This is a genomic window from Clostridium sp. SGI.024, assembly GCF_050315195.1.
Classification (GTDB): Bacteria; Bacillota; Clostridia; order Clostridiales; family Clostridiaceae; genus Clostridium.
Genome location: NZ_JBNPON010000076.1, coordinates 1 through 13,088, shown reverse-complemented (window position 1 = coordinate 13,088; position 13,088 = coordinate 1). Strand labels below are relative to the sequence as shown.

Annotated in this window: 13 protein-coding genes; 9 read left to right on the top strand and 4 right to left on the bottom strand. The window is 25.4% G+C overall.

All coding sequences use genetic code 11. The features are described from left to right. Positions 1 to 51 precede the first annotated feature (51 nt). The 5 genes from ACQRD5_RS15165 to ACQRD5_RS15145 all read left to right on the top strand — a co-directional run bounded on the left by ACQRD5_RS15165 (position 52) and on the right by ACQRD5_RS15145 (position 4,385). The gene (locus ACQRD5_RS15165; protein WP_294167259.1) at positions 52 to 231 is read left to right on the top strand and encodes a hypothetical protein; all 180 of its coding nucleotides are present in this window, start codon (positions 52 to 54) and stop codon (positions 229 to 231) included. A 589-nt stretch (positions 232 to 820) separates the two neighbouring features. Further along, a complete protein-coding gene (locus ACQRD5_RS15160) occupies positions 821 to 1,762 on the top strand; it encodes a sensor domain-containing diguanylate cyclase (RefSeq protein ID WP_308780107.1) in 942 nt (313 codons plus the stop codon). A gap of 8 nt (positions 1,763 to 1,770) precedes the next feature. Beyond that, the gene (locus ACQRD5_RS15155) at positions 1,771 to 2,844 is read left to right on the top strand and encodes a bifunctional diguanylate cyclase/phosphodiesterase (protein WP_320902205.1); all 1,074 of its coding nucleotides are present in this window, start codon (positions 1,771 to 1,773) and stop codon (positions 2,842 to 2,844) included. Between the two features lie 109 nt (positions 2,845 to 2,953). Further along, positions 2,954 to 3,730, top strand: coding sequence for a calcium-binding protein (locus tag ACQRD5_RS15150; RefSeq protein WP_320902207.1), 777 nt, complete (start codon positions 2,954 to 2,956; stop codon positions 3,728 to 3,730). A gap of 208 nt (positions 3,731 to 3,938) precedes the next feature. After that, on the top strand, positions 3,939 to 4,385 hold the full coding sequence (locus ACQRD5_RS15145; protein WP_291627231.1) for a dUTP diphosphatase: 447 nt from the start codon (positions 3,939 to 3,941) through the stop codon (positions 4,383 to 4,385). 13 nt (positions 4,386 to 4,398) lie between these two features. Here ACQRD5_RS15145 and abc-f read toward each other — a convergent pair whose 3' ends face one another. After that, positions 4,399 to 6,315 (bottom strand): ribosomal protection-like ABC-F family protein, encoded by a 1,917-nt coding sequence (gene abc-f, locus ACQRD5_RS15140; RefSeq protein ID WP_320902209.1) that lies wholly within the window; start codon positions 6,313 to 6,315, stop codon positions 4,399 to 4,401. Positions 6,316 to 6,620: 305 nt separating this feature from the next. Next, the gene (locus ACQRD5_RS15135) at positions 6,621 to 7,862 is read right to left on the bottom strand and encodes a 6-phosphofructokinase (protein WP_320902211.1); all 1,242 of its coding nucleotides are present in this window, start codon (positions 7,860 to 7,862) and stop codon (positions 6,621 to 6,623) included. Positions 7,863 to 8,040: 178 nt separating this feature from the next. Between ACQRD5_RS15135 and ACQRD5_RS15130 the strand changes: the two genes are divergently transcribed. Beyond that, complete coding sequence (locus tag ACQRD5_RS15130) at positions 8,041 to 8,595, top strand: manganese efflux pump (protein ID WP_291627228.1); 555 nt, start codon at positions 8,041 to 8,043, stop codon at positions 8,593 to 8,595. 79 nt (positions 8,596 to 8,674) lie between these two features. Continuing rightward, complete coding sequence (locus tag ACQRD5_RS15125) at positions 8,675 to 9,094, top strand: Fur family transcriptional regulator (protein WP_291627226.1); 420 nt, start codon at positions 8,675 to 8,677, stop codon at positions 9,092 to 9,094. 54 nt (positions 9,095 to 9,148) lie between these two features. On the opposite strand, the gene ACQRD5_RS15120 is transcribed toward ACQRD5_RS15125, so the two are convergent. Continuing rightward, the gene (locus ACQRD5_RS15120; RefSeq protein ID WP_291627224.1) at positions 9,149 to 9,946 is read right to left on the bottom strand and encodes a metal ABC transporter permease; all 798 of its coding nucleotides are present in this window, start codon (positions 9,944 to 9,946) and stop codon (positions 9,149 to 9,151) included. Between the two features lie 22 nt (positions 9,947 to 9,968). Then, positions 9,969 to 10,628, bottom strand: a complete 660-nt coding sequence (locus ACQRD5_RS15115) for a metal ABC transporter ATP-binding protein (protein WP_291627223.1) — start codon at positions 10,626 to 10,628, stop codon at positions 9,969 to 9,971. A 212-nt stretch (positions 10,629 to 10,840) separates the two neighbouring features. Here ACQRD5_RS15115 and ACQRD5_RS15110 point away from each other — a divergent pair, with 212 nt between their 5' ends. Further along, positions 10,841 to 11,239, top strand: coding sequence for a DUF6762 family protein (locus tag ACQRD5_RS15110; protein WP_291627221.1), 399 nt, complete (start codon positions 10,841 to 10,843; stop codon positions 11,237 to 11,239). A 30-nt stretch (positions 11,240 to 11,269) separates the two neighbouring features. Beyond that, on the top strand, positions 11,270 to 13,072 hold the full coding sequence (pepF, locus tag ACQRD5_RS15105; RefSeq protein ID WP_291627219.1) for an oligoendopeptidase F: 1,803 nt from the start codon (positions 11,270 to 11,272) through the stop codon (positions 13,070 to 13,072). Positions 13,073 to 13,088: the final 16 nt, after the last annotated feature.

The following is a 13,088-nucleotide window of genomic DNA, read 5'->3' as shown; positions in this document are numbered from 1 at the left end:
CTAGAACTAGCAGAGGTATAATTATTAATATAATTTATTTAGGAGGTAGTCATGTATATTTTATATTCGGCATTTATAATTTTTATTTTTATAAGTGTTATTATTTTAGTTGTTAATTTAATTAAACTTTTAAAATATAAAGTTAATTATTATAAAATAGTGAGTCAATGTGATGAGTGTAATAGAAAAATTGATGAAATATTATTATATTTAAAAAAAGATAATATGTAGCTAAAAAGGGTTATGTCTTGTTTAAGATATAAACTTTTTTATTTTTAGGGGATTTTGATCTAACTCATATTCAATTATAAGACGCTCCTCAATTCTAAGGAGTTTTCCTTTGCATAATTTATAATTTGACATAACTAATGCCCCTAATATACTAAGGACAAATATCAAACTAATTATATCGAACACTTTGCAAAACTAACTTCTGTTTAAGTAAAAAAACGGAAATTACTTTTTCAATTTACAAAATTTTGATATAGTATAACTAATAAATAGAATAATTAGTATTTTTTTTAATATATTTCCAAAGGAATATGTTAATATGTGGAAGGGTGTGATAAAATACTTATATTATATGACATTTTAGAAGGTATTGGTGATTATTGTGGATAAAAAGTATATAAAAAATAATTTGTTTTCCATTGTTCCTTTATTAGTAATTTTGTTTCTTTTTTTGAATTTTAATATTATTAATATAGCATTTTTTTTTATGCTATCTATAATTCTTATTTTAATTATAAACTTAGTATATAAAAACAAAAAGTATAAGAAATTATATAGCTTAGCGGAAGCTAACAAAAGAAGATATAGGATGGCAATAGAAGCATTAGATGGAGTAATATGGGAATGGAATAGTGAAAATAATAAGCTTTTTATGTCAAAGAAGATTAAAGCAATACTTAAGATAGATAGAGACATAAGTGATTTTTCAGATTGGTTAGGATTTATTTTAGAAGAAGAAAGAGAAGATATAAGAATATTTATAGAAAATACAATTAATAAAAAGATATTAGAGAATTTTATTTTAGAACATAGTGTAATAGATACTAATGGGAATAGATTAATTATTAGTTTTCAAGGAAAAGGCAATATAAGAAATGATATTTTTTATTTATCAGGAGTTATTACTGATAATACTGAAAAAAAGAAAATTGAAAATATTGAAAAAGCTAATGAATATAAAAATAAACTTGCATTAGAAGGTTCTAAAGATATTGTATTTTGGTGGAATATAAATGAAAAAATAATATCAGTAGGAAGTGATATAAAAAAGTATATAAACTTATCTGGTGATGGAGATATATTAATTCCAACATCTGTTTGGGAAAGTTACATAATTAGTGATGACTTAGAGGAATATAAAAATAATATAAAGAGCATTATTAAATCAGGAAAAAATAAGTTTTATACTATGGAATATAGGATATTAGGAAAAGATAATAAAAAATATTGGATAGAAGTTAAAGGGAAGAAAACTGTAGAAAAAAATGGAGAAATATTTGTTTACGGAGCAATTTCAGAAATAACAAATAGGAAAGAAAAAGAAATAGAAATTAATCATTTAAGTTATTATGATGAGGTAACAGGAATACCTAATAGAAGATTTTTTATGAAGGAAGCTAGTAGATTAATAAGAGAATTATTCAATGTAAATATAGCTTTTATTTTTATTGATTTAGATAATTTTAAATATGTAAATGATACATATGGACATGATTATGTGATGCTTTATTATATGAATTTTCAAAAATAATTTTAGAAATGCAAATTGATAATTCTTTTTTAGCTAGATATGGTGGAGATGAATTTGTTCTTGTTAAAAGTAATATTGAAGGTAAAAATGAAATTAAAGGTATTTTAGATAATATAATAAAAAAACTTAGCAATCCACTTATTATAAAAGATAGGGAAATTTATTCTACTTTAAGTATAGGAGTTAGTATTTATCCTTTTGATGGAAAAGATATTGGTATATTATTAAAAAGATCTGATATGGCAATGTATTTAGCTAAAATTAACGGGAAAAACAGATATGAGTTCTTTGATTTAAAGTTATTAGAAGTTTTAGATAGAGAATTTGAAATAGAAAAAGGTTTAAGAAGAGCTATTGATAAGGAAGAAATAAGATTCCTATATCAACCGAAAGTTAAGGTTGATACTGGCAAGGTAATAGGATTTGAACTACTAGTTAGATGGCATAGTAAAAATATGGGGATAGTTTCTTCAAAGGAATTTATTCCAATAGCAGAGAATTCAGGTCTTATAATTCCTATTGGAAAGTATATTATTGATGAGAGTTTTAAAAAATGTAAAGAACTTTCTTTAAATACTAATAAAAAGTTTAAGATGGCTATAAATTTATCAGAAGTTCAAATTAGAGATGATGAAATAGTTGATTATATTTCAATGACTTTAAAGAAATATAACTTGGATGCTAGTTATATTGAATTGGAAATTACTGAAAGTATTATAATGAAGTCTGCAGATAAAAATATAAAAACCTTAGAAAAATTAAAGGAATTAGGAGTTACATTAGCTTTAGATGATTTTGGAACAGGATATTCTTCTTTAAGTTATTTAAGAACACTACCTATAGATGTTTTAAAAATTGATAAAAGTTTTATAGATGGAATTTTAATAGAAGAAAAAAGTGAATATATTATTAATAGTATAATAGAGCTTTCACATTATTTAAATCTTTTAGTAGTTGCTGAGGGAGTAGAAACTAAAGAACAATTAGTATATTTAGAAAAGAGTAGTTGTGATATTATACAAGGTTATTACTTTAGTGAACCTATAGAATTTGAAGATATAAGTGAAATGATTATAAGTTAATATTAGATGTTAGTTATAATAATTTTATTAATAACTTTATATAAAAAAATAATCACAAAGTGGATATAAGAATCATATTATGTAACTATATTGTACTTTGGAGGTTAAAATGAAAATTGTAATTGATGACCAATATCATAGTGATGAAAATAAACAATATACAGTAGATGAAAATGGCAATATTGATTTATTTATCAATATTGGAGAAAATATAGCTAGTAGCACTTTAGAGGATAGTAATAACATAAATTGTAATGAAAATCAGAATGTTATAGGAAGTGATTTTACTGAATTAAAAGAAAATGATAGTAAGATAGGTGAAAATGAAAATGAAGAAAGTATAAAAGCTGGAGTAGTAATTGACAATTTAGAAGATCCTACTTTAAGCAGTACTCTTGGAAGTGAAAATCCATGGGAAGATGAAGAATTTTCTAAAAAATATAATAACATTTATGTAGAAATAGAAAATAATTTAGAAAAAAAATATTCAAATGAAAATCAAAGAGTAGAATCAGAAAATTTTAACTCAAAAGATATGTATAATGTATATGAAGAAAATAAAGTTAGAGAAAAAAAAGGTAGTATAACTGTATTTTCTAAGCTTGGAAGTAAAGATGGAGTAGAGATTAAAGGAGCTAGAATAAACTTATATTTATTAAATGGTGTTTCACCTAAATTATATGATTCTAAGTTTTCAGATGAAAGTGGAAAAGTAGAGTTCATTAATTTATCTAATGGATGCTATAGAATAATTGCAATTGTAGATAGAAGATTTTTCGAAAAACCTATTTATTATAATTGGAATGAAGTAACAATAGATACAAATAATAATATGGCTAATGTTTTAGTAGTAAATAGAATAAAACCTAGATACTACAAAAGATAAAATAGAATAAGTTAAAAATATTCATGTATTTTGAAATAAATGAATAAAAAAATTATATATTATAGAAGCTCCGAAAGGAGTTTCTTCCATAATTACGCATTATGCACTATGCATTATCTATTACTATAAGCTTTATTTTTATCTTTAATTAATTTAAAATAGTATTAGTTGATTATTATTATATAAGATAGTAGAAGGGAAGATACATATGAAGCTTAGAATAAAATATTTTGAAGGTGCAACTAGATTAAAAAAAATCTCTAAAGGTAATTGGATAGATGTTTATGCAAATGAAGATATATTTGTTAAAGAAGGTGAAAGAGCGATGATTCCATTAGGCTTTGCTTTAGAATTGCCATTTGGATGGGAGGGGCATTTAGCACCAAGAAGTTCAACTTTTAAAAGTTGGGGGATAATACAAACAAACTCACTTGGAGTAGTAGATGATACATATATAGGTGATAATGATCAATGGCATATGCCAGTGTTTTGTCTTAAGGGAATGGATTCAGAAGATAAAGGAACATGGATTAGAAAAGGTGATAAAATAGGGCAATTTAGAATAATGGAAGTTATGCCTGAAATAGAATTTGAAGAAGTAGAGTCCTTTGGAAATATAGATAGAGGAGGATTTGGGACAACTGGAAAAAGATAAAAAATGGGAGAGCTTATGCTAAGCTTTCCCATTGTTCATATAAAAATGAAATTTTTTCTTCTAAATTTTTTATATCTTTACTAACACGTTCGCTTTCTATTGGATTAGAATAAACTTCCTCAAGACAAAGTTGTTCTTGAAGAGAAAGTAAAGCATCTTCGCTTTTAGCTATATCCTCTTCAATTTTTTTTATCCTAAGTTTTAAAGCTTTTTCTTCTTTTTCTTGTTCTTTCTTTTTCTTTTTTTCTTCTTTAAGTTGAGTTTTAGTTTTACCATTTGCTAATTCTTCAAGAATTTCAAATATATTTGGATTAATCTTTTTCTCTTGATAATAACTATAGTTACCTAAAAATTCTTTTACTCCATCTTCATTTAGCTCAAGAATCCTATTAATTACTTTATTTAAGAAGTATCTGTCGTGAGATATAACTAGTAAAGTTCCATCATAAGTTAATAAGGCATCTTCTAAAGCCTCTCTAGACATTATATCTAAATGGTTAGTGGGCTCATCAAGAAGCAATAAATTAGCTCTTGAAAGCATTAATTTTAATAAGTTTATTCTGCATTTTTCTCCACCACTTAATGTATTAATTACTTTAAAAACATCATCTCCAGTAAATAGAAAAGAAGCAAGAACTCCTCTTAATTTAGATGTGGTTAAGGTTGGAAAGTCATCCCAAACTTCATCTATTATACTTTTATCTAGATTTAAGTCTGATTGTTCTTGATCATAATATCCTAAATTAACATTTGTTCCTAAAATAGTTTTTCCACTATCAGGTTTAACTACATTTAATATTATTTTTAGTAATGTAGTTTTACCACGACCATTTTCACCTATTAATGCAACTTTTTCACCTCTTTTAAGATCAAAGTTAAGGTTTGAAAATAATTTATTATTATCATAACTTTTAGATAAATTTTCAATGTGAAGAACATCATAGCCGCTTTTTACAGAAGTTTCAAATTTAATTTTAGAGGCTTCTTTTTCTTTATCAGGTGCATCTATCTTTTCCATTCTTTCTAAGGCTTTTTCTCTACTTTCAGCTGCACGTATACTTTTTTCTCTATTAAAGCTTCTAAACTTTTCAATTATGGCTTCTTGTCTTTTTATTTCAGCCTGTTGCAAGTTATAAGCCTTTAGTTGATTTTCATAGTTTTTCTTCCTTTGTTCAAAGAATTTAGTATAAGAAACATTATAACAATTAACGTGACCATTAATTACTTCAAAAGTATTGTTAGTTACAGTATCTAAGAAAAATCTATCATGGGAAATTACTAAAACAGTTCCTCTATAGTTTTTTAAATATTCTTCAAGCCACTCAATTGCTTCTAAATCTAAATGGTTAGTAGGCTCATCTAGTAAAAGGATATCAGGATTTTTTAATAATAATTTACAAAGAGAAACTCTAGTCTTTTGACCTCCACTTAAAGTAGATATAGTTTTATTAAAATCTTCTTCTAAGAAGCCAAGTCCCTTTAATACTCTTGATATTTCACCTTTATAGGTATATCCACCCTTATTAGTATAAAGGTCTTGAAGAGTAGTATAATCCTTAATAACTTTTTGATGATAACTATCATTATTTTCATCATATGGTTCTGCCATTTTTAATTCTAAAGTATGGAGTCTATTTTCAATGTCTAGAAGTTCCTTAAATACCAAGTTTAGTTCAGAATATATTGTATTATCTAAATTTAAATCAACATGTTGAGATAAATAACCTATGGTTTTATTTCTATCTATAAATATTTCTCCGTCATCTTGAGTTATTTCTTTTGATAATATTTTGAACAAAGTAGATTTTCCTTCTCCATTACCACCTATAATACCAACTTTATCACCTTCATTTATAGAAAAAGTTACATTTTTTAATACCTCCTGTATTCCATAACTTTTCGATATATCTTTACAACTTAAAACTACCATTTTTCCTCCTATATTAAAATAATCTATATACTCATTAACATAATTTCAAAAATAACAATTTTATTATACTCTATGGCTTATATCTAAGCAAATACTGATAGAAAGAACTATTGATTGAAAAGATTATATACACACTTCAAAAAATAAAGAAGTAATTTATAAAAAAGTTATTTACAGGTGCAAGCCTTTTATATAACATTAATATAATAAAATAAGAAACCCCTAAGGAGTTTCTTATTTTATTATATTTTTAATGAATTTTTAAAAATTTACTTTAATAATTCTATATTTTACTTTATGAATTCTTAATTAGTAGATACGTCAACATCTACTTTTTCTATAGTTTTGAATTTTGGCAAATTATTTTCTATTACTAATGATGGAATTCCTGAAATTAGTGGTAAAAAGTATTCTAAAGCTTCTTCTTTAATATGATTTCCTTTTTCATTAATTAGTTCCTTAGGAAAATATTTAACCTTATTAGCTATCTTAGACGCTTCTATTAAAGTGTGTGAAATAATATATGGTGAACTTGATTCTCTTTTAATAGAAACCATATATCCACTATGCCCTTCTAAAGCAAATTTTAATGCTGAATATCCTACATCGAAGGCTTCTTTTAAATCTATGTCTGAAGCACAATGAATTGCACATCTTTGTAATACACCAAGTTCTAATGATTTAACTCTATTAGTTATACCAGAAGTTATTATTAAGTTTTTAAGATAAGCTCCAACTCCACCTAATTGAGCGTGTCCAAATTTATCATGAGCATGACTATTAACTTCTGTAATAAATTCTCCATTAGAGTTTCTAAGTCCTTCAGAAACTACAATAAAAACTTTATTATTTTCTTCAAATTTTTTCCTTACATCTAAAAGAAAATTGTCTATATCAAAAGCAACTTCAGGTAAATAAATAAAGTCAGCAATAGGTTTATTGTTAATTCTAGCAGTACAAGCAGAAGCTGCTAGCCATCCAGTATCTCTTCCCATTGTTTCAAGTATAAATATGCCATTATTTATGTAAACTGAAGAATCTAAATATGTTTCAAGAGCTGTAGTTGCAATGAATTTTGCAGCACTACCAAAACCAGGAGTATGATCTGTATACATTAAATCATTATCAATGGTTTTAGGAATTCCAATAAAATTAATGTCTATATTCATTTGTTTAGCATATTTTCCTAATTTCGAAATAGTATCCATAGAATCATTTCCACCAACATAGAAAAATGCTTTTATGTCCTTTGATTTTAGTATATCTAAAATTTTATCGTACTCCTCAGTGGATTCTTCTATATTTTTCATCTTATATCTACAAGAACCAAGGCCAGAGGAAGGGGTATATCTAAATGTATTAATTTCACTGTCAGAAAAAGAAGATAAGTCTATAATGTTTTCATTTAAAATTCCTTCTATACCATTTAAACCTGCATATACTTTATTAAAAGCTTTAATATCTTTGTTAGCATGTAATAAACCTACAACACTAGAATTAATTACGGATGTTGGACCACCAGATTGTGCTATTATACAATTTGCCATTAAGTTACTCTCCTTCATAAAAAATACTTAATAAGGTATACTATTTAAAATATAATATACTCCATTTAATAATATACAACATTTTTGCTTGTAATAAAAGTACTTGTTAAGAAAATATACATAAATACTATACTTTATAACTTAGTATAGAATATAGATTTGGAGGTATTATCATAAAATGGAATTAAAAGATGTAATATTAATAGGTATAGCAATGTCTATGGATGCTTTAGGACTGACTGTTAGTCTGGGAATAAATCCTTATTTAGTAAAAAAAAATAAAATTAGATTTATATTATCCTTTGCTTTTTTTCAATTTGCTTTTCTATTTTTAGGTGGGATAGTTGGTAGATTCTTTGATACATATATAGTTTCTATACCTAACTTAATAGGTGGAATTATAATTTTATTCATAGGTCTTATAATGATAATTTCAGCATTTAAAAATTGTAATAAAGATGATTCATTACTAATAAAAAAATCTATGTATATTATTTTAGGAATGTCTGTTAGTGTAGATGCTATGGTAGTAGGATTTACAGCTTTTCATGAGGTAAATCCCATTTTAACATTTATTGATTCAATATTGGTTGGTCTTATTACACTTTTTTTATGTACTACAGGATTTTTTCTATGCAGATATGCTAGAAGAGTAGATTTTATATGCAAATATGCAGATATATTAGGTGGATTGATTTTATTATGTCTTGGTATTGAGATGATATTCTTTTAATTAACTATTTCCTTTTTTGTTTAATAACTTTAATAATAGTGATATAATTATATAAAGATTATAGCGTTAGGAGAAAAAAATGATCTGGGAAAATTATTTGAAAGAAAAGGGAATTAGAATTACAGCAGGAAGAATTTCAATTTTAAATATAATTAGTACTTCAGATAAAGGCCTTTCTGCAGAAAGTATATATACTGAATGTAAAAAACAAAATAATAATTTGAATTTAAGTACTATATATAGAACCTTAGAAATATTAGAAGAAAAAGATGTAATAAAGAAAATAAATATAGATGGACCTGCAATATATGTATTAAAAAAGGAAAATCATAAACATATTTTACAATGTGATGTTTGTCATAAATGTGTTGAAATTCCTTGTCCAATGGAAGAAATAGAAGAAGCTATTAAAGCAAAAGTAGGATTTAGTTTAACAAAGCATAAGCTTGAACTAAATGGAATCTGCGATGATTGTAAAAATTGTAAAAAAGAAAAGTAAAAATAAGGTGCTTTTTAAACAGTACCTTATTTTTGCTTTTTAGGAATTTATTTTTTATTTTGAGGCAATAAATTTTTCGAGAATTATTACTAGTATTAACGTGAATACTGAAGTTAAAGCTATTGTACCACCTGGTGCACTATTTATATAATAAGATAAACCGAGGCCTATCATTATATCAAATATTCCAAAACCTATAGCAGATAATAAAGTAGCTTTGAATCCTTTTTTTAGCTGCATAGCTGTAGCAACAGGAACTATCATTATAGATGATATTACTAAGATTCCCATAACTCTAATGGACATTGAAATAGTTGCACCAACTAATATTGTAAAAATATAATTAATAAGTTTAACTTTTATTCCAGAAGTCTTAGCCCCTTCTTCATCAAAAGTGATATATATAAGTTTATTATATAAGAATATTAATGTGAATAAGCAAATTACTCCTACTATTAATATTAAAATTATATCTTGAGAAGAAACTGTTAGAATACTACCAAATAAAAAGGAATTAACTTTAGCAGAAGCCTTTCCACTACTAATTAATACAATAGCTATACCTAAACTAAAGGTTAATACCAAAGACATAACTAATTCTGCATATTTTTTATAATATTCTCTTAATAATTCTATAATTATTGCGCATAAAGTTGTAAATAAAAAAGCTGTTATTAAAGGATTAATACCAATAACTAATCCAATAGCAACTCCAGCAAATGAAGAGTGAGATAGGGTATCTCCTATCATGGAATATCGCCTAAGCACTAAAAAAAGTCCTATGAAAGGACAAAGAATAGATATCATTAAGCCTGCCATAAAAGCATTTTGCATAAATGGTAATTGAAGCATATAATCTAACCTTTCTTAATAATTAATCATTAAAACTATTTTTTTTATATTCTATAAATTCATTAACAGTAAATAATCTTGTACTAGCATTTTCTATTCTAAGAATATGAGTTGAGTTGTTTATTGCTATATCTAGATTATGTTCTATTGATATTATTGTTTTTTTATTTTCTTTATTTAATTTTTTTAAAATATTATATATTTCTTTTTGATTATTTTCATCAACACCTGTTGAAGGTTCATCTAATATAATTATATCTGGATTTCCCATTAAAGCACGAGCAATTAAAACTCTTTGCTGTTGACCACCAGATAACATACCTAAAAGTCTATTTTTAAAATCTAACATATTGACATCTTTAAGAATTGAATCTATATCAATTGAATTATTTTTTAATGTCTTTTTATGGCAAGATAAAACTTCTTTAACTGTAATTGGAAATTGTGAGTTAAATGAGTCTAATCTTTGAGGAACATAACCTATAGAGTTTGAATCAATTTCAATACTCCCAGAAGTAGGCTTTAGTAATCCTAAAATTAATTTTATTAATGTTGTTTTACAACTTCCATTTTCACCTACTATAGATAAATAAATTCCTTTAGGAAGGTTCAAACTAATATCATTAAGTATGTATGGTGGTTTATTTGTATATGAAAAACATAGGTTCTTTATATCAATCATTAAATCATCTCCTAAATATTCTAGACTAATTATATATGATAATGCAAATGATTTGCAATAAATACTTTTTATATGATAATAATATATTAAGTATTATTTACTAAATAATATATTTTGACACATAGAATTAATACATATATTGCTATATAATATGAATAAAACATATAATATATATATAAGAATACAAATGTGAAGATTTGGAGGATAAATAAATGGATTTTTCGAGCTTAGTTTTAATGGAAAAGGATAAGGATACAGGATTTATAACTAAGGAATTAGGTAGCTTTCAAGTTTCTGAAGGAGCTTTATTTGTAAAAAAATTATTTGTACTTAATGGCGAAGTGAATTTATTATTTGATACAAATAAAGATGTTGAAGAATGGGAATACTCAGCTATATACGATTTATTTAATTATGAAGCCTTTGTTAAGGAAGAATTTGATATAGAGGATGTATTAGATGAATATAATCCTACATTTTTAATTAAATTTAAATATGTAGATGATTATGAATTTATGAAGGGAAGAATTAATAATTGTGTAAATTTAATAGAGTATTCAATGGAAGAAGCTTTTAAAAATATTGAAGGAAAAGAAAGTGAATATATTTAGAAAGGAGAGCCTAATTTAGGCAGATATATTATGAGTGATTTAAAGGTATTGAAAAAAAGAGAAGAAATAGAGGCAAAAGATAAATGGAAGTTAGAGGAAATATTTGCTAGTGATGAAGAATGGGAAAATGCTTTTAAGGAATTAAAAGAGGAAGCACCATCCCTTAAGGAGTTTGAAGGTAAATTAAATAATAAAGAAAATATAAAAGAATTTTTAGATAAGTATGTTGATTTAGGTATTAAAGCAGAAACAATATATATTTATGCACATTTAAAGTGTGATGAAGATACTTCAAACTCTAAATATCAAGCTATGATGAATAAAGTTGATGCATATATGGCTGAATATGCTTCTTATACAGCTTATTTTGTTCCAGAAATACTTAGCCAAGAGGAAAGTCTTATAAGAGATATAATAAATAATAATGAAGAACTTAAAACTTACAAATTTATGTTTGAAGATATTTTAAAGGAAAAGCCACATATATTAAGTAAGTCAGAAGAAGAACTTTTAGCTTCAGTTTCTGATTGCTTAGATGCTCCTTCATCTATTCATAATATGTTAACTAATGCAGATATGAGGTTTGGTGATATTATAGATGAAGATGGAGAAAAAGTTGAACTTACTGAAGGAAATTATTCTTCTTTTATAAAGAGTAAGGACAGAAAAGTTAGAAAAGAAGCTTTTGAAACTTTATTTGGCAAATACAAGAATTTAGAAAATACTTTTGCAACAACCTTAAGCAGTTCAATTAAAAACTTTAATTTTGCTGCAAAAATAAGAAAGTATAATTCAGCTCTTGAGGCCTCTCTTAAGCCAAATGATATACCATTAGAAGTATACAAAAATGCAGTTAATACTATTGATGCAAATTTAAAGTCTCTTCATAGATATGTATCATTAAAGAAAAAGTTATTAGGACTTGATGAAATGCATATGTATGATTTATATGTTCCAGTAATTGAAATACCTAAGGAACATATTGAATTTAATAAAGCGGTAGATATGGTTGTTGAAGGTTTAAAGCCTTTAGGAAATGAATATTTAGACATATTTAAATCAGGAGTTCAAAATGGATGGATAGATATTTATCAAAATAAAGGTAAAAGAGGTGGAGCATATTCTTGGGGTGGTTATAAAACTATGCCATATGTACTTTTAAACTATAATTATGAATTACATGATGTTTCAACCTTAGCACATGAGATGGGACATTCAATACATTCTTATTATTCAAGAAAAGAACAACCATATATTTATGCAGGTTATACATTGTTCTGTGCAGAAGTAGCATCAACTACAAATGAAGCTTTATTAATTCATCATTTAATAAATAAAGAAGAAGACAAGAATAAAAAGCTATATTTAATAAATCAAGAATTAGAGCAAATAAGAACTACAGTATTTAGACAGCTAATGTTTGCAGAGTTTGAACTTTACACTCATGAATCATTAGAAAAGGGAATTCCTTTAACAGCTGAAGATTATAATAAGGCTTGGCATGATCTAAATGTTAAGTATTTTGGACCGGATATGGTAGTTGATAATGAAATAGATATAGAATGGGCAAGAATACCACATTTCTATTCAGATTTTTATGTTTATCAATATGCAACAGGATATGCAGCAGCATCAGCTTTTGCAAAAGCCATTTTAGAAGGAAAGGGAGAGGCGGTTCCAAAATATATTAATTTCTTAAAGAGTGGTGGAAGTGACTACCCAATAGAAATTCTTAAAAATGCTGGAGTTGATATGACTACTTCTAAACCTCTAGAAGCAACTATAGAAAGATTTAATGAATTACTAGATATGCTAGACAAAGAAATAAATTAATTATATAAATTTACTT